Genomic DNA, 19,836 nt, shown 5'->3' with positions numbered 1-19,836 from the left:
GAAGAACTATTTCGCCATAAAGTGAAATCATTCAGCAATTATTTACTTACATACGAATAGAAAAGCGGCAAAATATTTGCCGCTATTTTGATGTTGAAAACATCCCAAAACTTCTTTTAAATAGCTCCCACCAGCTCGCTGCAGCAACATCATCTTTTGCTACAATTGTTTGTTTTAGTAAAACATCTTTATCTTTTTTAATAACAAGTGTACCAAGTGCATCACCCTTTTTAATTGGTGCTTTCACTTTCTTTTCAGCAATAACTTCTTGCTTTACTTTGTCCATATTTTCGCCCTTCTTCATAAGAAGAGACACATTGTCTGACGCAACTAAATCTACTTTTTCTTTTTTCCCTTTTCCTACTTGGACAGTCTTAATTTTTTCGCCTCGTGTATACAATTTCTTTGTCATATATTGACCAAATGCATAGTCAAGAAGCTTCGTTACTTGATTGTTCCGTTCTTTCGATGTAGGTGCTCCCATAACAACTGAAATAACACGCATCCCATTCTTTTCAGCCGATGCTGTTAAACAATATTTTGCTTCTGTCGTAAAGCCCGTTTTCACACCATCTACTCCAGGATAAAAGCGTACTAACTTATTCGTATTAACGAGCCAAAACTTCTTATCCGTATCTTCACGTAAATAATCTTCGTATTTACCTGTGTATTTGCGAATAAGTGGGTACTTCATCAGTTCTTTCGCCATTATAGCCATATCATTCGCTGTAGAGTAATGGTCTTTAGCCGGAAGACCTGTTGGATTTTGAAAATGAGTATTTTTCAGTCCTAAGTCTTTCGCTTTTTTGTTCATCATATTTACAAAACCTTCTTCTGAACCAGCGATATGCTCCGCTACTGCAACAGACGCATCATTTCCTGATGCAATTGCAATCCCCTTTAACATTTCATTTACAGTCATCTCTTCTCCAGGCTCTAAAAAGATTTGTGATCCACCCATTGAAGCTGCATGCTCACTTGCTCTAACTTTATCGGTCAGTTTTAGTTTTCCTTTTTCAACTTGTTCCATAATTAATAGCATTGTCATAATCTTCGTCATACTAGCAGGTGGTAACTTCTCATTTGGATTTTTATCAAACAAAACTTTACCTGTATCTTGTTCAATTACAATTGCTGATGACGCTTGTTCCGCTAACTTCGGCGTTGTTTCTTCTGTTTTCTCCTGCTTCGTCTTCTCAGATTGTGCGAAACTAACTGAAGTACCAGAAAGCAATAACATGAAACAAACAAGTATTCCAAAAACTCGCTTCATGACTAACCCTCCATTCTATATCAAACCTATTTTTTCCAATTTACCATTTTTTAATACCATATTTTTCTAATATTTTAAGTTGACAAACACATTCATCACCTATATTGTATTAAGTGTATTACATGGAGTAGTACACTTAATACATGTCAGAAAGGAGCCATTGCTCTTGCATATTCAACTTGATCCAAGAAGCAACACTCCGATATGGGAACAAATTGTTCAAAATATAAAAGAACTCGTATTGAAAAACATGTTAGCTCCAAGTGACAAACTACCTTCTGTACGCGAACTCGCTTCTTTACTCGTTATAAATCCAAATACAGTGAGTAAAGCGTATCAAGAATTAGAGCGACAAGGGATTATTGAAACATTACGAGGAAAAGGAACATTTGTATCCCAATCGATTACCCCAACATTAGACGAAAGGAAAATCGCTATGGTTGAAAAGCAATTTCATCAATTACTATTAGAAGCCTCTTATCTGGGTGTTACGAAAGATAAAATTCATGATTGGATAGATTCATACTACAAAGAAATTGGAGGAAATGCGGATGCTGAAAGTGACAAACTTGAAGAAAACGATTGATAATCAAACGATTTTAGATGATGTTTCTTTCACATTACAAAGAGGAAGTATCATCGGATTACTCGGAAGAAACGGTGCGGGGAAAACAACTTTATTACGAACGATGGTCGGTATTTTAGACCCTGATGCAGGGACTGTTACATATGAAGATACAAACATTCATCATTGTCCTGAAATAAAGCAAAAAATCGTATATGTCCCTGATTCTACTAACATACTGAACGGATATACGGTAAAAGAAATTGTAAAGTTTTATAAAGAAGTTTATAACGCATTTGATGAAGCATATTTCTATGAACTGTTAGAACGTTTTAACTTGCCAAACAAACGAATTCGTAGTTATTCAAAAGGCATGAAAGCACTACTTGCCATCATTTTAGCCGTTTCTACCAAAGCAGAATATATCATTTTAGATGAACCGACAAACGGACTTGACCCTATTGTGAAAAGACAAATTTTACAGTTTCTCGTTGGAGAAGTTGCAGAAAAAGAGATTACCATTTTCATCTCCACTCACCATTTAGATGAAGTGGAGCAAATTGCGGATACAATTATTATATTAAAAGGCCATACTATCTCGTCTATTACATCACTAGACGATGCAAAATCAAGATTTGCAAAAATACAAGTAGCTTACGAACGTTCATTACCTCAAAAACTAGAAAACTTAAGCAATATTAAAATATTAAATCAAACAGGAAAAGTATATACAATCTTAATTGAGGGAAATGTGACTACAACACTAGAGAAGTTTTATAAAGAACAACCTATACTCATTGAAGAATTAACAATGTCACTTGAAGATGTCTTCGTTACGACACTGGAGGAGGATGGGTATGTTTCATAAGGCGTTGTGGATATGGAATTGGAAGCGCGGGAAATATGCTGCGTTACTATTCTTCTTTAGTTCGCTTTATCTTCTATCTCTCGGATACTATAAAAGTGCTCAGATGGAACTCGATAAATATTACGAATTACAAGAAAAAGGGGAACAGTATTATTATTTTTATACCTTTTCTGCACGAGATGGGAATAGTTTTTGGTTAACTGTTCTTATCATTGCTTTAGCCTGCTTATTGATAGGATGGGAACGTAGCAACCAATCTAATACACTACTTATGACGATGCCATTTAAAAGAAAAAATGTTTTCTTATCTAAATGGGCTTTCGGTTCCTTCTGTATTGTGAGCTCGTTACTTATAAATTGGATTATTATGTATGTTATTTATAGAACAACCATCCATTTTGATTATCAATCATTTAGTCTATTTCACCGATACTTTCTTTATGCGATAGTTTCTTATGTTGCAGTCTATACAGCTGCTCTATGTATCGGTACTTTTACTGGAAGTATTGTTTCACAGATCATTTTTTGCATTCCATGGCTACTAATGGGGCTTACATTTATTCCACTAGTGTACACTTTTACGCTAAACCATTTAGAGGCTACCGATACTAAAAATAATAAATTAGATCAACAACTATATGAAATCAATCAAAAAACAAATATAGTTGTACCAATATATCGCTTTTCTATTGATTATAACTATCAGCCAGATTCTCGGAAGAGGGACAACGATCCAACTACTTTAAGAAATCCAGCATCTCACGTATATTATTCAGCCAAATCAATGTTAGTCCCTATTTTCTATACAATATTTTATTTATTACTTGGGACATATTTATATATGCGGTCACCAAATGAAAATAATCAAAAGATATTTATTTTCCAAAAACATTTAAAAATATGGATATGGGGGACCAGCATTTACTTTGCATTACTAGGTGGCTATAAAATCAATCAATTTTTTTTCTTACCTAACTACTATATCAGTTTGTTTCTCGCTGGAATCATTACTTATGTTGTATTATCACGCCTAACAAATTATAAAGTTTTTTAAAGGAGAGATCCTATGTTTCAAAAAGCACTGTGGCTAAGAACGTATCAACAAAGTAAATATGTTGTATGGTTATTTTGGCTCGTCAGCTTCTATACTTTGTCATATAAATACTATATGACTTCTATTCAACAGCAACACTTTCTAAATGACAATAAAAAATGGAACTATGTATATCATTATCACTTTGATTTAACACTTCTAGATCCTGTCATGCTGTTAGGTAGCATACTGATCATTCTAGCTTGTACGTTAATTGGATGGGAAAGACAAAATAACACTAGCGACTTGTTATGGTCTATGCCCTTTAAGCGTTCACACCTTTATATAACAAAGTGGTTGTTTGGAATCTGTAATATCGCCGCTGTTGTCATTTTAAACTGGGGGCTATTTGCTATTATGAAAAGGTTGACTTTTCATAATAAATATCAAGTATTTTCCCCGTTTCATAGTTACTTTATATACATGTTAATTGTATTAATCACAATTTATACACTTGCCTTATGGGTAGGAACTATTGCAGGGAATGTTATATCGCAAGGATTTCTCACTGTAGTTATATTATTCTTCCCAGCTTTACTTCCATCACTTATCTCAGGAGTCATTGCTGTTCACTCAAACACTGCATTTCATGAGGACAATAGTCTTATACATAATGTAATGGAAAACATACGTATTTCTAGTCCAGCAGAAGATTTTACTATTAACTTTAATTATGATCCACAAAGCGCTTATACTGATCAAAATGGAGTGCGTCATAACGAGCCAAACTTTACAAAGATTCCACCGGTCAAAACATTGATTGGACCTATTGTACATATCCTTATGTTATTACCACTCGGTATATATTTATATGCCCGCTCAGTCAATGAGCGAAATGGTAACTACTTATTATATCCAAAACTACAAAAAGTAGTTTTGACTTGTGCTATTCTACTTGCTGGAATCACTGGTGGTTTAATCTTCAGTGACGGGCATTCCTTGCTCAATTTTTACATTGGTTTTTTGGGGACTAGTTTACTTACGTATTTCTTCCTACCTAAAATATTAAAATGGAAAGTCTCTTGGAATTTCAAATAAAATAACCTCCTCTTGATGAGGAGGTTATTTCACATTCTCTCTTCTTTTCCCATACTCTTTTTCTTGCTTCGTTCCAAACCCATCACCATTTGCGACAATTTGATCTGTTGGAGCAACTATGCTTTCAGCAATTCTCCATTCTCCCCCTTGTTGAATAAACACTTGCATAAAATAATTCATTCCATTTAATTGGTACGGGTTCTCTTTTTTCACTTCATAACGGGCCGCCACATAATACACTTGCACATTCTCAGCCTCAAACTTAGAAATATATTGCGATAATCTCGGGATGTACTGTGATGCTTTCTGCAGTGGAAGCTGTTTTACTTTTACAAGAGAAGACTTTGTTACATTACTGATCGTATCTTCATGCCGAATGTTATCACTATGATGAAATAAAATAGCATTCTGCATTGAACGAATCCATAGTTTCGAATATAAAACAGGTTGCTTATTGGAAATATGTTGTAATTCTTTTCGAACGACTTGAAGGGGCGTAGCGGCATCTGCGAATTGATTAAAGCAGAAAAAACTTCCCATCATAATGAAAAGCATAGAAATACGTTTCATAATTTTTCACTCCGATTCTTTTTAATTAAAGTATTGGAGTTTCAAAATGTTTTTATTCAAAAGAAAAAGGATAGGAAAGCTTTCGCTTCCTATCCTCATTTATTATAATACGCGGCCAAATAGCTCTAATACCATTTCGATCTCTTGGTCGCTCCAACCTTTAAATCTCTCTTTATAATATTCTTTACGCACAGCTTCAAGTTTTTCAGTTACTTCTCTTCCGTGTTCTGTAATTTCTAAATACACGATACGACGGTCTGAATTTGAACGCTTTCTTTCTACAAACCCTTTTCGTACAAGACGATCAGTAACAGCTGTAATATGACTGGAGGTTACGTTTACTTCACTCGCAATTTGCGAAGCCATCTGTGGACTTTTTAAAAATAAAGCGCGTAATACAGAAAATTCATTGTATGGCATATGTTCTGCAAAACGTGTATTAATATCATTTTGTAATAAACGTATCATCTTTCGAAATGATCCGGATAATTCTAAAATCAGTGTTTCTCTTTTTTCGTTCACTAGCCTCGTCCCTTTTTTATCATATTTACACATATTATAATCTATAAATACCCTCGTTGTATATGCTTTCTTTCTCTAACATTCCCATTTATGTAACTTTTTCATACAAATTTCTTTTTTGTTCACACATATACATATAATTAAGGATGGTGATGGAAAATGCAAGGTGGAATGAATCCTTATTTACACAACGTACGTACAGCAAATACTGGCAAAGAAGCTACCATTACGGTGCAAGGTGAGGGTGTTGTCAAAGCAAAACCCAATGTTGTTATATTAACACTTGGCATTCGAACTGATAGTAAAAATGTGAAACAAGCGCAAGAAGAAAATGCAGTGCAATCAAAACAATTATTAGATGCACTGAAACAGCTAGGGATTGCCGAAAAAAATATAGAAACCATTTCATATACGATTACGCCTCAGTACGAATATATAAATGATAAAGCGTTATTACAAGGATACCGTGTGGAACATTTGTATGAAATTACCGTTTTAAATGTACAAAAAGCAGGGGAAGTATATGATATAGCCGTTTCAAATGGAGCAAACTTAGCAAAAGGTTTACGTTTTCGAATATCTCACCCAAATAAATATTATGAGCAAGCTCTCATTCAAGCTCTGCAACAAGCGGTAGAAAAAGCTCGTGCTATTGCGAGTACATACAATTTAAACATTAATCCTGTTCCACTCTCATTCGTTGAAGAATCTGCCCAATTACCACGGGAAATTTCGTCCTATGCTACTTTACATGCACAAGCAGCTCCTCCCATTCAATCGGGAGAATTAGAAATCATATCAACAATACGAGCGATTTTTACGTATTTATAAATAATCTTATTTATAAGTAAACGTTATCATTTTCCTTGTTGTAAAAACATGATGTTCTGATATAATAAAGGACGGTGAGCTCTTACGAAAGAGATATCACGGGTGGGAGAGGGATATGAAAAAGAAGGTTTAACATGAAAGGAATACTTGAAAGAACATTTAAATTAGGCTTACACGAAACATCACCAAAACAAGAAGTTTTAGCTGGAGTTACGTCATTTTTCACGATCGTATATATTATGATTGTAAATGCGTCCATTTTATCCGATGCTGGCATTCCTCTTGAAGCTGGAATTTTAGCAACTGTTTTCAGTTCATTTGTCGGATGTCTGCTCATGGCATTTTGGGCAAATGCACCTGCTATTCTTGTTCCTGGTATGGGTGTAAATGCATTCTTCACGTACACTGCTGTGCATACGCTCGGATTATCTTGGCAGGAAGCATTAGCAGCTGTCTTCATCTCTGGTATTATTTTTGCAATTGCTGCGTTTACACCAATCGCTCGCGTGCTTTCAGTATCGATTCCAAAGTCATTAAAGGAAGCTATTACTGTCGGTATCGGATTATTTTTAGCATTTATCGGATTGCAAAAAGGTGGTTTAGTCGTTTCGAATCCAAATACTGCTGTTGCAATGGGGAAATTAAGTAACCCTGTCGTTCTTGCGACACTACTTACTCTTATCGTTGCACTTGTACTATTTATTCGTAACGTACGTGGAAACTTTTTATGGACGATTGCAATAGGAACTGGTATTGCATGGCTATTTGGTCTTGTTGATACGAGTCAAATCGGAAATAGTTCATTCTCATTCGCTAATTACGGCGATGTGTTTGGAGCTATGTCATTTGGCAAACTTTCTTCCTTACCGTTTTGGATTGCAACATTCTCCTTAAGCATGGTGCTTATTTTTGAGAACATGGGACTTCTGCACGGTTTATTAGAAGATGACCGTAAATTCCCACGTGCTTACCAAGCCAATGCAATTTCAGCAATGACATGTGGTCTATTTGGCACAAGCCCTACCGTATCAACAGTAGAAAGTGCCGCAGGTATTACTGCAGGCGGAAAGACAGGTCTGACGTCTATCGTTACAGGGTTGTTATTCTTTGCATCACTGTTTGCACTTCCGTTTGTCAAACTAATTCCTGATAGTGCCATTGCTCCAATCTTAATTATTATTGGCGGCCTGATGATTACAAGCATTCAACAAATTCCTCTGAACGATTTTTCAGAAGGATTTCCAGCGTTCTTAATTATCGTCATGATCCCGCTCACATATAGTATCGCTGATGGCATTGCGTTCGGATTTATTGCTTATCCTATCTTAAAAATTGCTCTTGGAAAGCGTAAAGAAGTCGCACCGTCTATGTATATCGTTACATGCTTATTCTTAGCCATGTTCGTATTACATGCTATTGGTTAAGTAAAAAACACCGAGGAATTTTCCTCGGTGTTTTTTACTTAAACCATCCTTTTTTATAAAACCAAGCCATCATGCCACCGCCAATTAGCGCCATTAGAAGTAGACAAATAAAATAACTATATTGTCCACCAAGCTCTGGCATATGCGTAAAGTTCATTCCGTATACTCCCGCTATAAATGTTAATGGCATGAAAATAGTCGAGAATACAGTTAATGTTTTCATAATATTATTCATATGATGTGAGTTTAATGAAAAATAGCTATCTCGAATATCTGCCGTTAACTCCCGGCTTGCTTCAATCATTTCTGTCAGTTTCAGCAAATGATCATGTATATCTTTAAAGTAAATCTCATGATCACTTATACCGTAAAAACGAGTCGAATTTAAAATACGATACAATAAATCACGCATCGGAATGATTGTACGCCTTAGCTTCGATAAATCTGCACGTATATCAAATACTTCTTCTAGCACACTTCCTGCTGTCTCACCCGTTAAATTATCATCAATTGCATTTAAATGATCCTCAATGTAATATACAGGCGCAAAATAGTCATCTACAATTTGGTCGATAATTGTATGCGCTACGTGCAGGGGACTTTTTTTAATACGCTTCTTTTCTCCGAGTGTTTTCCATACCCTTTCGATTGCATTGTTATGAGAAAAGTGGAAAGAAACAATATAACGATCACTAATAAATAAATCGATCTCATGCGGTTCTAATCCATCCTCACCAAATGCATGAAGAACTAAAAAGTTATATCCATCATAAAAATCAACTTTTGGCCTCTGTACATATTCTATACAGTCTTCAATTGCAAGGGGATGGAACTTAAAATGGTCTTGCAAAATGTATGTATACTCTTCTTTCGTTGGCTTATATAAATCTAGCCAATACCATACAATATGGTCTTTCTTTGTTTCCTCTAACGAAACATCATATAACACTTCATCTGCTTTTGTTATTGCACAAATTCTAATCATAATTTCACCCATTATTATTATAAACAAAAAATAGCAAAAAAAGCCAAGGAGAAATACTCCCTGGCTCTTCTTTATTATTCAGTAACGATGCCGTGCACTAATGTTGGTGCATCTACATGCTCTTTAGAGATCTTCATGTTCTCATAAATTTTTGCTTTTACATCTTCCACATTTTCACGGTTTGCGTAGATGGTAACAAGGGATTCACCTTTTTTCACGCTGTCCCCTACTTTTTTGCGAAGCATTAAGCCAACTGCTAAATCAATTTCAGATTCCTTCGTCGCACGTCCTGCTCCTAAAAGCATTGCTGCTGTTCCGATTTCATCTGCAATGATTTCTGATACATAACCGTCTTCCTTCGCTTCTACTTCAATTTTAAACTGTGCTTGTGGTAATTTAGAAGGATCATCAACAACAGATGCATCGCCGCCTTGTGCTGATAAGAACGTTTTAAATGATTCTAGCGCTTTACCATTGTTCATTACTTCAATTAATTTCTCACGTGCATCTTCTAAAGATGAAGCTTGTCCAGCAAGGTATACCATTTGACTTCCAAGCGTTAAACATAACTCTTCTAAATCTTTTGGTCCTTTACCTTGTAATGTATCAATTGCTTCTTGTACTTCAAGTGCGTTACCAATCGCCTCACCAAGTGGTTGACTCATATCAGAAATAACAGCCATCGTATTACGGCCAACGTTATTACCAATGCGCACCATTGCTTCCGCTAAACGTTTTGCATCTTCATCTGTTTTCATAAATGCACCTGCTCCAGTTTTTACATCAAGAACAATTGCATCTGCACCAGCAGCAATTTTTTTACTCATAATTGAGCTTGCAATAAGCGGAATTGAGTTTACTGTTGCTGTTACATCACGAAGTGCATACAATTTTTTATCCGCAGGTGTTAAGTTTCCACTTTGACCAATAACTGCGATTTTGTTTTCATTCACAAGACGCATAAATTCAGCATTTTCGATTTCAACATGGAATCCTGGAACTGCTTCTAATTTATCGATTGTACCACCAGTATGTCCTAGACCACGTCCAGACATTTTTGCAACCGGTACACCTAAAGCGGCTACTAATGGACCTAATACAAGTGTTGTTGTATCACCAACGCCACCTGTTGAGTGCTTATCTACTTTTACTCCTTCAATAGCTGATAAGTCGATTGTATCACCGCTATTTACCATTGCCATCGTTAAATCAGCACGTTCTTGATCGTTCATATCTTGGAAGAAAATTGCCATTGCAAGTGAACTTACTTGATAGTCAGGAATATCACCATTCGTATATCCTTCAACAATAAAGTTAATTTCTTCTGTCGTTAATGCATGTCCGTCACGTTTTTTTGCAATTAGGTCCACCATTCTCATTGTGAGGTCACCCCTTCATTTGTTTTACGATTGCTTTTACTAATGCTAAGAAATTAGCTTTAACACGTTCTGTCGTTTCGATTACTTCATCGTGGTGAAGCGGTTGATCTAAAATACCAGCTGCCATATTTGAAATACAAGAAATACCAAGTACTTTCATACCAGCATGACGCGCTACAATTACTTCAGGTACTGTTGACATACCAACTGCATCTCCGCCAAGTGTACGAAGCATACGAATTTCAGCAGGGGTTTCGTATACAGGACCTGTCATTCCAACGTATACACCTTCTTGTACTTTAATATTTAAGTCCGCTGCAACTTGTTTCGCCATTTCGCGAAGCTCTACTGTATATGATGTAGACATATCAGGGAAGCGTACACCCATTTCAGAATCATTTGGTCCGATTAATGGATTTGTACCCATGAAGTTAATGTGATCTGAAATTAACATAAGATCGCCTGGTTCGAATGATGTATTTACACCACCAGCTGCATTTGTTACAACAACTGTTTCTACACCTAGTTCCTTCATAACACGAACTGGGAATGTTACTTTTTGCATGTCATATCCTTCATAGAAGTGGAAACGTCCTTGCATTGCTACTACTGTTACACCTTGAAGTGTACCGAATACTAATTGGCCTGCATGACCTTCTACAGTTGATACTGGGAATTCAGGGATTTCACTGTAAGGTACTGTTACTGCGTTCTCGATTTCATCTGCTAATACACCTAGTCCAGATCCAAGGATTAGTCCTACTTGTGGTTTCTCTTGAAATTTCTCTTGTAAGTATGAAGCTGATTTTGTAATAAGTTCACGATTCATTTGTTTATCCCCCTATTTCTTTAGCTCGTTTAAGAAGCTTGTTCCGTATTCTGGCATTTTTACACCGAAGTTCTCTGCTACCGTTGCACCAATATCAGCAAATGTTTGACGAAGTGGTAATTCTTGTCCGCCTTCTTTCATGCTTGGGCTATATGCTAATAACGGTACATATTCACGTGTATGGTCAGTACCAGGATGTACTGGATCGTTACCGTGGTCTGCTGTAATTAATAATAAATCATCTTCTTTTAGTTTTTCGAATACTTCTGGAAGACGTGCATCATACTCTTGCAATGCTTCTCCGTATCCTTGTGGGTCACGGCGGTGACCGAATAATGCATCAAAGTCAACTAAGTTCAAGAAGCTAAGACCTGTAAAGTCCATATTTAATGTATCTACAAGCTTATCCATTCCATCCATGTTCGACTTCGTACGAAGCGATTCAGTTACCCCTTCACCATCATAGATGTCAGAGATTTTACCGATAGCAATCACATCATAATCACTATCTTTTAATTCATTCATTACTGTACGGCCGAATGGTTTTAATGCATAGTCATGACGATTCGGTGTACGAGTAAAGTTTCCAGGCTCACCAACGAATGGACGAGCGATAACACGGCCTACCATGTACTTCTCGTCTAACGTTAATTCACGTGCAATTTTACAAATTTTATATAATTCATCAAGCGGGACTACTTCTTCGTGTGCTGCGATTTGCAGAACGCTATCAGCAGAAGTGTAAACGATTAAAGAACCTGTTTCCATTTGTTCTTGACCAAGTTCATCAAGAATCTCAGTTCCAGAAGCTGGTTTATTACCGATAATTTTACGGCCTGTTTTTTCTTCTAATTCATCAAGTAATTCTTTCGGGAATCCTTCAGGGAACACTTGGAATGGTGTATCAATGTAAAGGCCCATAATTTCCCAGTGACCTGTCATTGTATCTTTACCAGTAGATTTCTCTTGCATTTTTGTATAATATCCAAGTGGTTTTTCTACTTTAGAGATACCTTTCATTTCACGAATGTTACCAAGACCTAATTTCACCATGTTAGGCATTTGTAACCCATTCATATGTTCAGCAATGTGACCAATTGTGTCAGATCCTAAATCACCAAATTGTTCAGCATCTGGTGCTTCACCGATTCCAACAGAGTCCATTACGACTAGGAATATACGTTTATATTTATTCATAACTGCGACCTCCTATAAGTTCAGTTCTACTTCTTGTAGTATGTTCAAAACGCTATAAAGTGAAACTGTTCTCCATAAGAATTATCTTTCGTTCTCATTATCAAACAGTACTTCTTTAAATGATTTTCTAACCTATTTCGTTTACTTTGAAACGACTCAAAAACATTTCTAGTTTTTTCTAAGTCAGATGTCAGACATCTGATACTGATATCATAACATGTTTACGCTTTCTTTTTAATACATTTTCGTAGAATTTCTCATTTTCTTCACACTTCTATTGTAATCCATTCTGCAAAGAAGTGCTAATGATTTTGTGATTTATTTATTCATATAAAATGAACTTTTAATCTCTCCGCAAATAACGAGATAAAGTGAAACTTTAATCAGTAGGGTTTTCTTCATCCCCACTGATTATCAGTCCTCACCAATCGGACTTTTAGGGGCAGTTGATCCCCACCTAACTTCTTTGCTTTCGCTGCATTTTGAGGTGGGGGTCTTACTGCCCATTAAAGCGGGATAAAAATAAAAAAGCAGCTCTAAAGAGCTACTTTTTTATTTTACTTCTACTGTTTCTTCTTTATGTTCATGCAGTTCGCCTTTTCTAACATGAACTTTCACTTTGTAAGAACCGTTTTCTTTGAAAGTATGTTTCGTTTCATACTCCCCTTTATTTCCTTCTTTCGCTGGAATAAATTCGTGTTTTTCAACACCATCTTTCCAAATCTCAAGTTGTACTTCAGCACCAGTTAACGCTTCTTCTTTTTGTTTTAAATGAACTTTCATTGTTGATTCCGCATTTGCTTTTATATCACCAGCCATAAGGTGGATCATTGTATCACTTTTATGATCGCCATGTCCTGCACCGTGATCACCATTTTCTTTTTTCGCATCTTCTACTTTCGCATTCCCTACAGCCACTTTTACTTCTGGCATAACATGCATTTCACGTGCATTTGTGTGAGCGATAATATGGTATACTCCATCCGTCTCGAACGTTTTCTCGACAGCATAAACACCTTTTCCTTTATGCTTACCATCTAACATCTCGTGCTTTTCGTCGCCAGCTTTCCAAATTTCAAACTTTACATCATCAGCATCCGTTACTTTTTCTTTTCCTTGCGTAACAAGTGCTTGTACTTCTGTTTTTTCACCAGGTTTAATTTCTTTCGGATTTGTTTGAACTGCTACTTTTACAGCTTCCAGTTTCTGTTCTTTTTTCGGTTCTTCTTTGTTTGTATTACAGCCAGCCAATGCTAGCATCGCGATAAATAAAGTCATAATAAGTTTTTTCATCATCATTTCCTCCTTCATACTTTATTTAGTATAGAGGAAATGCATTGTAATATTCTAGTCTTCCGCTGAAAACAATGTACGAAATGTTTGTGAAGTTTCTGTGAAATACTATATCCTTTTGAATCTATGAAAAAAGAGCATAGTAACTATGCTCTCGGATGAAACTGTTTATATACATCTTTTAATCTAGTTTTTGAAACATGCGTATAAATTTGTGTCGTTGAAATATCTGCATGTCCAAGCATTTCTTGCACAGCACGCAAGTCTGCTCCATTTTCTAATAAATGTGTAGCAAAAGAATGGCGCAACGTATGAGGTGTAAGCTCTTTTTCAATATTTGCTTCTTTCGCTAATCGCTTTAAAATTTTCCAAAAACCTTGTCTTGATAATCGATTCCCATGATGGTTTAAAAAGAGTGCATCTACTACTTTTTTACCCATCAATTCTCTTCTTCCCTTTTCAATATACTTTTGAATTGCTTCCGTCGCTAAACTTCCTAGTGGAATAATTCTTTCTTTATTCCCTTTCCCTATGCAACGAACGAACCCCATCGTTAAATGGACATCTTCTAAATTTAAGGCAATTAATTCCGAAACACGAAGTCCTGTTGCATACAGTAACTCTAGCATCGCTTTATCACGAACCCCAAAAGCACTCGTCATTTTCGGTGTCTGAAGTAATGCTTCTACTTCATCGACTGATAATACTTTCGGTAATTTTCGTTCTCCTTGAGGCGTCTCAATATGTACGGATGGATCGTGCTCTACCGCTCGTTCACGAAGTAAAAATTGGTGAAACGAACGAATCGATGCAATATGACGTGCTAATGTTTTCGAAGATTTTCCGTTTTCTTTTAAGTGCTGCAGAAAGTTAACAATGTGTAAGCGTGTCACTTCATGAAAGCTTTTCGCTTGTTCTACATTTTGCAAATACTTTACATAACTTTTCAAATCACGTTCATAAGATACTACTGTATTTTTCGCTAGCCCTTTTTCGACAACCATATAATGAATAAAATCTTTTAATTGATCTTCCAATCTACACTACTCCCCATTTTCATAGAAAAACATCATTCTATTTACGAAAGCATCCTTTGCCGGCTCTTCATTCCCTGATACTTTTTCTACAGTCTCTTCTTTTGGCTTTTCATAACGATGATAGCTTTCATATTCTTCATTTATCCATAGTATAGCGAAATAAAACAAAATCGTACAACTTGTAAATAATAAAAATACTTTTATTCCATCAAAAGTTAATTTTAAAGCTCGGCGCATTGTAAATTCCTCCAAAATATAAGTTATTACAACATATGCCAAGCTTTCACCAATTTATACCTTATTCAAATAAAAAACCTCTTCCTAGTTAAATAGGAAAAGGTTATTTTTCATCCGTTTCATTTTCTTGACAATTTTTACAAATCCCATGGAATGTTAAACGATGATCCTTCACCTTAAAGCTCCAGTCATGTTCTACTTTCCTTTCCACTTCACCAAGTAAATCTTCTTGTATTTCTTGTACAGCACCACATTGTGTACAAATCAAATGATGGTGGAAACGCTGCGCACCTTCTTGGCGTAAGTCATAGCGTGAAACACCGTCTCCGAAGTTAATCTTATCGACAACTTTTAACTCAGATAATAGTTCTAAAGTTCGATAGACGGTTGCTAATCCGATCTCTGGCGACTTTTCTTTTACAAGGAGGTAAACATCTTCTGCGCTTAAATGATCTTCTTCATTTTCTAGCAGCACACGAACTGTTGCTTCACGTTGCGGTGTTAACTTGTAGCTCGCTGCATGTAATTGCTTCTTAATTCGTTCAATTCTTTCTTCCATTCGGTACTACTCCCTCCTCGCCACTCTTACACCATTATATCAGAAGAAGGGCTTCTGTCAAAAGAAAAACAATAAAAACAAATTGATAATTATTCTCATAAAGTATTTATTGTTTATTAATAGCCTCAACGACTTCTTTCATTAAAACTGGTGATGCATAAGCTTCTACACTAGAAGCAAGAGCTAGCACCGCTCCAATGACAAGAAAGAAGCATGTGTAACGAATTAATAACGGTAATAGTGGCTCGGTTATTTTCCGGATAAATTGGTGCCTAATCATGCGTAAGGAAAAGCTTGCCGCAATTGTTGTCATAACGAGAAATACTGGAATAATAATGAGATTTTGCGGCAATACAGAAACAAATGCTAATAATAATCCATTCCATCCATGCTGACTTACTAAAAAACCTACTGTAAAGCCGACAACTACTCCTTTTACAAACAATAAAATAAAAATAAGTGGCAATCCAATAATTGAAATCCCCAAAATCCAAATAAATCCAATGTATTTTAATTGCGAAAAGTAACTTTCTCGAAACATTTCGCTTGCAATAGCAAATTCTCCTTTAGAAACTTGTCCAAAAAAACGTTGTAAATAAAATGATAAATCTTGTTTTTGATTTACTTGTAAACTATTTACAAGTATCGCCCCAAATATGACTCCCATCAATAATAAAACAGCATTAAATATATATAATGAAGAGTTTTCCTGTATGTGAGACATTACGCGGTCTTGCCAAGTTTTTCGCCACATTTTTCTTCCCTCCGTTCACACTCTTACTAAAAATGTATGAAAGAAAGAAAAAAGTATGACGAATTAACATTGAAATTCCGCTCTACTTTGCTAAACTAAAAAGTAGAGAATAGGAGGGATTTCTCTTGAAACCATTATTATTAGATTTTCCAACATTATTTCAAACTGAACGCTTACAAGTTCGTAAGCCATTTCCAGGTGATGGTGCAGAAGTGTATGAAGCAATCCAAGCTTCTCTAGAAGACTTAGTACCGTGGATGCCAATTAACGCTGAAACAGAAGAAAGTGCTGAAGAAATCGTTCGTAACGCTCATGGACAGTTTTTACTTCGTGAAACACTTGATTTTCACTTATACGATAAAGTATCAGGTACATTCATCGGAGCTATAACGCTCAAGCCTGAAAACTGGGATATTCCAAAGTTTTCACTTCATTTCTGGCTGCATAGCGCTTATACAAAACAAGGCTATATGACTGAAGCGATTAAAGGCGCTATTCAATTTGCCTTTGATAAGCTAAGTGCTAGAAGAGTTGAAATTCGTGTTGATGCAACAAATACAAATGCATGTAACCTAGCAGAACGTTTAGAATTCATTCTAGAAGGTACAATGGAAAATGATTTCATAGCACCAGATGGTAGCTTACGTGATGCACGCGTATACGCAAAAATCAATTAAAAAAACACTCGCCTTTGGCGAGTGTTTATTTTTGTAGTTGTAAATATTGTACTGCAAACATCGTCTTCGCATCATGAATACGAAGATCTTTCATAAGAGTAATCGCTTCTTCTAACGATACTTCCATCAATTCCACAAACTCATCTTCATCTAACGCAGCTTTATTTTCTTTCTTCGTCAAACCTGTCGCTTTATATACATATAAAATTTCATCTGCAAATCCTGGAGATGTATAGAAAGAAGTAATAAGCTCCATATTTTTACATACATATCCCGTTTCCTCTTCTAATTCACGAACTGCTGTCACTTCAGGTTTTTCACCAGGTTCTAACTTGCCGGCCGGAATTTCTATGATCGCCTTTTCAAGCGCTTTACGATACTGCTCAACAAGCACGATTTTCCCCTCATCAGTAATAGCAATAATAGCAACTGCACCAGGGTGATTTACAATTTCACGTTTACTCATTGCTCCATTTGGTAATACTACATCATCAACACGAACTTTTATAACCCTACCATCAAAAATCGGTTCAGTTTTTACTGTTCTCTCTGCAAGATTACTCATACTACTTCATCTCCCTGTTCTATTTCCTATTCTTTCCTCATACATTTTACCACATTGAAAGGAGCGTGATAGAAATGAAAGTTTATATTTTACCAAATCGCGTCACTTTAGTCGGAAAAGCATGGCAAATTCGCCATAAGCTAAAACAATATGGCAAAGAGTATACAACTGTACAAGAGTGGATTACAGCTAGTAAAAAGTAAAAGTTTGTCAACCTCTTTTCCCTTTCGTACAATAAGAGTAAGGAGGTTGACTTATGAAAAAACGTCAATTAGGAAACTCAGATTTATTTGTGACAGAAATGGGATTTGGCTGTATGTCTCTCGGTACATCTGAAGCAGAAGCTATGCGTATTATCGATGAAGCAATCGATTTAGGAATCAATTTTTTTGATACAGCGGATTTATATGATTATGGATTAAACGAAGAATTTGTTGGAAAAGCATTAAAAGGGAAACGAGATCAAATTGTTCTTACAACGAAGGTTGGAAATCGATGGACAGAAGAAAAAAACGGCTGGTCTTGGGATCCTTCAAAAAATTACATAAAAGCTGAAGTGAAAGAAAGTTTACGTAGACTTCAAACCGATTATATTGATTTATATCAACTTCACGGTGGAACGATTGAAGATCCTATAGATGAAACAATTGAAGCCTTTGAAGAATTAAAAAAAGAAGGGATCATTCGTCATTACGGTATTTCTTCTATACGTCCAAATGTCATCCGTGAGTATGCAAAACGTTCAAATATCGTTAGTGTACTTATGGAATATAGCCTTTTAAATCGTCGCCCCGAAGAATGGTTCCCACTTCTAAATGAACATCAAATTAGCGTCATTGCTCGTGGACCACTCGCAAAAGGAATTTTAACTGACAATAATGCAAGAAAGATAGAAAGAGTAAAAGAAAAGGATTACCTTTCTTATTCTTACGATGAATTATATGCGACACTCTCGGGTGTAAAAGAAATAACAAAAGAAAACTCCTTAACTGGAACAGCTATTCAATATTGCTTACATAACGAAACTGTTGCAGCTGTTATACCTGGTGCAAGCTCTATTGAGCAATTGCAAGAAAATGTACAGGCTAGCACACAAGTAGAGCTAACAGCAGCAGAATATATACACATTCAGCAAATTGCTAAATGTGATACCTACGCTTTACATCGTTAAAAAGACGCTACCATACTGGTAGCGTCTTTTTATAGCGTATCATATTTATCAGGATTCGTTCCTACATGTAAATTACGATTTAACGTATTAATTTGAGTCATCTCTTCTTCCGTTAGTGAAAAATCAAAGATAGTAAAATTCTCCTTAATGCGAGATGGTGTAACAGATTTAGGAATCGTTACTACCCCGCTTTGAATATCCCATCTTAATATAACTTGCGCAGGTGTTTTATCATATTTAGTAGCAATGGCCTGAATAATCGGGTGCTCGAATACTTCCCCGCCCCTCATTAATGGGCTCCATGCTTCCATTTGAATTTGCTCACCTTGACAGAAATTACACAATTCAAATTGCGCTAACATCGGATGAAGTTCCACTTGGTTTACCATCGGCTTCACCTTGCAATTTGGTAATAATAGTTCTAAGTGATGTTTATGAAAATTAGAAACACCAATTGCACGCACTTTACCTTCTTCATACAGTTTTTCTAACGCTCGGTACGTATCGACATACTTCCCTCTTATTGGCCAATGTATTAAATATAAATCTACATAGTCCATTTGTAATTTCTTTAAGCTTTTTTCAAACGCCGCAAGTGTTTCCTCGTATCCTTGATCGTCGTTCCAAACTTTCGTTGTAATAAATATATCTTCTCTTGGAATCCCTGATTCACGAACCGCCTCTCCGACACCGCTTTCATTTTCATATACAGTTGCTGTATCAATCGAACGGTACCCAACTTCTAACGCTGTTTTTACTGCTTGTTTTACTTCGTCGCCTTCTTTCGCTTTATAAACGCCTAGACCAATCATCGGCATTTTTACGCCATTATGAAGTGTAGTTGTTGGAATGTGCACAGTCGTCTCCCTTTCATTCTTACATTTTTTTATAAGCCACCACTTTATTTGAACAAGATTCAACTAAAAAGTCAAAACATATGTACAGTTTACATAATAATTTTATACACTA

Annotated in this window: 23 protein-coding genes; 9 read left to right on the top strand and 14 right to left on the bottom strand. The window is 35.9% G+C overall.

The window, feature by feature from the left end; all coding sequences use genetic code 11:
• Positions 1–82: 82 nt before the first annotated feature.
• Complete coding sequence (gene dacF, locus VF726_RS10210; protein WP_440167805.1) at positions 83–1,273, bottom strand: serine-type D-Ala-D-Ala carboxypeptidase DacF; 1,191 nt, start codon at positions 1,271–1,273, stop codon at positions 83–85.
• A 166-nt stretch (positions 1,274–1,439) separates the two neighbouring features.
• On the opposite strand from dacF, the gene VF726_RS10205 reads away from it, so the two are divergent.
• Genes VF726_RS10205 through VF726_RS10190 form a run of 4 tightly spaced genes read left to right on the top strand, consistent with a single transcriptional unit; the run spans position 1,440 to position 4,837 of the window.
• A complete protein-coding gene (locus VF726_RS10205) occupies positions 1,440–1,859 on the top strand; it encodes a GntR family transcriptional regulator (protein ID WP_000548032.1) in 420 nt (139 codons plus the stop codon).
• Positions 1,825–2,706, top strand: a complete 882-nt coding sequence (locus VF726_RS10200) for an ABC transporter ATP-binding protein (RefSeq protein ID WP_440167803.1) — start codon at positions 1,825–1,827, stop codon at positions 2,704–2,706. The genes VF726_RS10205 and VF726_RS10200 overlap by 35 nt, the downstream gene beginning before the upstream one ends.
• Positions 2,696–3,760, top strand: coding sequence for an ABC transporter permease (locus tag VF726_RS10195; RefSeq protein WP_440167801.1), 1,065 nt, complete (start codon positions 2,696–2,698; stop codon positions 3,758–3,760). The genes VF726_RS10200 and VF726_RS10195 overlap by 11 nt, the downstream gene beginning before the upstream one ends.
• 12 nt (positions 3,761–3,772) lie before the next feature.
• Positions 3,773–4,837, top strand: coding sequence for an ABC transporter permease subunit (locus tag VF726_RS10190; protein ID WP_440167799.1), 1,065 nt, complete (start codon positions 3,773–3,775; stop codon positions 4,835–4,837).
• 24 nt (positions 4,838–4,861) lie between these two features.
• Here the strand turns inward: VF726_RS10190 and VF726_RS10185 are convergent, their stop codons facing one another.
• Together VF726_RS10185 and VF726_RS10180 are read right to left on the bottom strand one after the other, a co-directional pair.
• A complete protein-coding gene (locus tag VF726_RS10185; protein WP_440167797.1) occupies positions 4,862–5,407 on the bottom strand; it encodes a hypothetical protein in 546 nt (181 codons plus the stop codon).
• Between the two features lie 102 nt (positions 5,408–5,509).
• On the bottom strand, positions 5,510–5,929 hold the full coding sequence (locus VF726_RS10180) for a MarR family winged helix-turn-helix transcriptional regulator (protein WP_001003309.1): 420 nt from the start codon (positions 5,927–5,929) through the stop codon (positions 5,510–5,512).
• Between the two features lie 159 nt (positions 5,930–6,088).
• Here VF726_RS10180 and VF726_RS10175 point away from each other — a divergent pair, with 159 nt between their 5' ends.
• Both VF726_RS10175 and VF726_RS10170 read left to right on the top strand, forming a co-directional pair.
• Complete coding sequence (locus VF726_RS10175) at positions 6,089–6,760, top strand: SIMPL domain-containing protein (RefSeq protein WP_440167795.1); 672 nt, start codon at positions 6,089–6,091, stop codon at positions 6,758–6,760.
• Between the two features lie 134 nt (positions 6,761–6,894).
• A complete protein-coding gene (locus VF726_RS10170; RefSeq protein WP_440167793.1) occupies positions 6,895–8,184 on the top strand; it encodes an NCS2 family permease in 1,290 nt (429 codons plus the stop codon).
• A gap of 34 nt (positions 8,185–8,218) precedes the next feature.
• On the opposite strand, the gene corA is transcribed toward VF726_RS10170, so the two are convergent.
• From corA to spoIIM, 9 genes are all read right to left on the bottom strand, one after another.
• Complete coding sequence (gene corA / locus VF726_RS10165) at positions 8,219–9,181, bottom strand: magnesium/cobalt transporter CorA (protein ID WP_440167791.1); 963 nt, start codon at positions 9,179–9,181, stop codon at positions 8,219–8,221.
• Positions 9,182–9,243: 62 nt separating this feature from the next.
• Positions 9,244–10,548, bottom strand: coding sequence for a pyrimidine-nucleoside phosphorylase (locus VF726_RS10160; RefSeq protein ID WP_440167789.1), 1,305 nt, complete (start codon positions 10,546–10,548; stop codon positions 9,244–9,246).
• A 7-nt stretch (positions 10,549–10,555) separates the two neighbouring features.
• Complete coding sequence (locus tag VF726_RS10155; protein ID WP_429599830.1) at positions 10,556–11,377, bottom strand: purine-nucleoside phosphorylase; 822 nt, start codon at positions 11,375–11,377, stop codon at positions 10,556–10,558.
• Between the two features lie 12 nt (positions 11,378–11,389).
• The gene (deoB, locus tag VF726_RS10150) at positions 11,390–12,574 is read right to left on the bottom strand and encodes a phosphopentomutase (protein ID WP_440167787.1); all 1,185 of its coding nucleotides are present in this window, start codon (positions 12,572–12,574) and stop codon (positions 11,390–11,392) included.
• A 552-nt stretch (positions 12,575–13,126) separates the two neighbouring features.
• Positions 13,127–13,870 carry a FixH family protein gene (locus VF726_RS10145; RefSeq protein WP_440167785.1) on the bottom strand — a complete coding sequence of 248 codons (744 nt, stop codon included), beginning with the start codon at positions 13,868–13,870 and terminating at the stop codon, positions 13,127–13,129.
• A gap of 143 nt (positions 13,871–14,013) precedes the next feature.
• Complete coding sequence (gene xerD, locus VF726_RS10140; RefSeq protein ID WP_000390084.1) at positions 14,014–14,904, bottom strand: site-specific tyrosine recombinase XerD; 891 nt, start codon at positions 14,902–14,904, stop codon at positions 14,014–14,016.
• 6 nt (positions 14,905–14,910) lie between these two features.
• Positions 14,911–15,141: a YqzK family protein gene (locus VF726_RS10135; protein ID WP_001250432.1), complete on the bottom strand. Its 231-nt coding sequence runs from the start codon at positions 15,139–15,141 to the stop codon at positions 14,911–14,913.
• A gap of 103 nt (positions 15,142–15,244) precedes the next feature.
• Complete coding sequence (gene fur, locus VF726_RS10130; protein WP_000392655.1) at positions 15,245–15,700, bottom strand: ferric iron uptake transcriptional regulator; 456 nt, start codon at positions 15,698–15,700, stop codon at positions 15,245–15,247.
• A gap of 106 nt (positions 15,701–15,806) precedes the next feature.
• Positions 15,807–16,424, bottom strand: a complete 618-nt coding sequence (gene spoIIM, locus VF726_RS10125) for a stage II sporulation protein M (protein ID WP_440167781.1) — start codon at positions 16,422–16,424, stop codon at positions 15,807–15,809.
• A gap of 155 nt (positions 16,425–16,579) precedes the next feature.
• Between spoIIM and VF726_RS10120 the strand changes: the two genes are divergently transcribed.
• Positions 16,580–17,131 (top strand): GNAT family N-acetyltransferase, encoded by a 552-nt coding sequence (locus VF726_RS10120; RefSeq protein WP_048530917.1) that lies wholly within the window; start codon positions 16,580–16,582, stop codon positions 17,129–17,131.
• Positions 17,132–17,156: 25 nt separating this feature from the next.
• On the opposite strand, the gene VF726_RS10115 is transcribed toward VF726_RS10120, so the two are convergent.
• Positions 17,157–17,696 carry an NUDIX domain-containing protein gene (locus VF726_RS10115; protein WP_440167779.1) on the bottom strand — a complete coding sequence of 180 codons (540 nt, stop codon included), beginning with the start codon at positions 17,694–17,696 and terminating at the stop codon, positions 17,157–17,159.
• A gap of 74 nt (positions 17,697–17,770) precedes the next feature.
• On the opposite strand from VF726_RS10115, the gene mciZ reads away from it, so the two are divergent.
• Together mciZ and VF726_RS10105 are read left to right on the top strand one after the other, a co-directional pair.
• Positions 17,771–17,899, top strand: a complete 129-nt coding sequence (mciZ, locus tag VF726_RS10110) for a Z-ring formation inhibitor MciZ (RefSeq protein ID WP_000870298.1) — start codon at positions 17,771–17,773, stop codon at positions 17,897–17,899.
• 53 nt (positions 17,900–17,952) lie between these two features.
• Positions 17,953–18,867 carry an aldo/keto reductase gene (locus VF726_RS10105; protein ID WP_440167777.1) on the top strand — a complete coding sequence of 305 codons (915 nt, stop codon included), beginning with the start codon at positions 17,953–17,955 and terminating at the stop codon, positions 18,865–18,867.
• Positions 18,868–18,896: 29 nt separating this feature from the next.
• Here the strand turns inward: VF726_RS10105 and VF726_RS10100 are convergent, their stop codons facing one another.
• Complete coding sequence (locus tag VF726_RS10100) at positions 18,897–19,724, bottom strand: aldo/keto reductase (RefSeq protein ID WP_440167775.1); 828 nt, start codon at positions 19,722–19,724, stop codon at positions 18,897–18,899.
• Between the last annotated feature and the right edge of the window lie 112 nt (positions 19,725–19,836).

The sequence above is a fragment of the Bacillus sp. Brlt_9 genome (assembly GCF_051948935.1).
Taxonomy (GTDB): domain Bacteria; phylum Bacillota; class Bacilli; order Bacillales; family Bacillaceae_G; genus Bacillus_A.
Note: the sequence above shows the minus strand (reverse complement) of the source record. Positions and strands in the feature narration are given on the sequence as shown.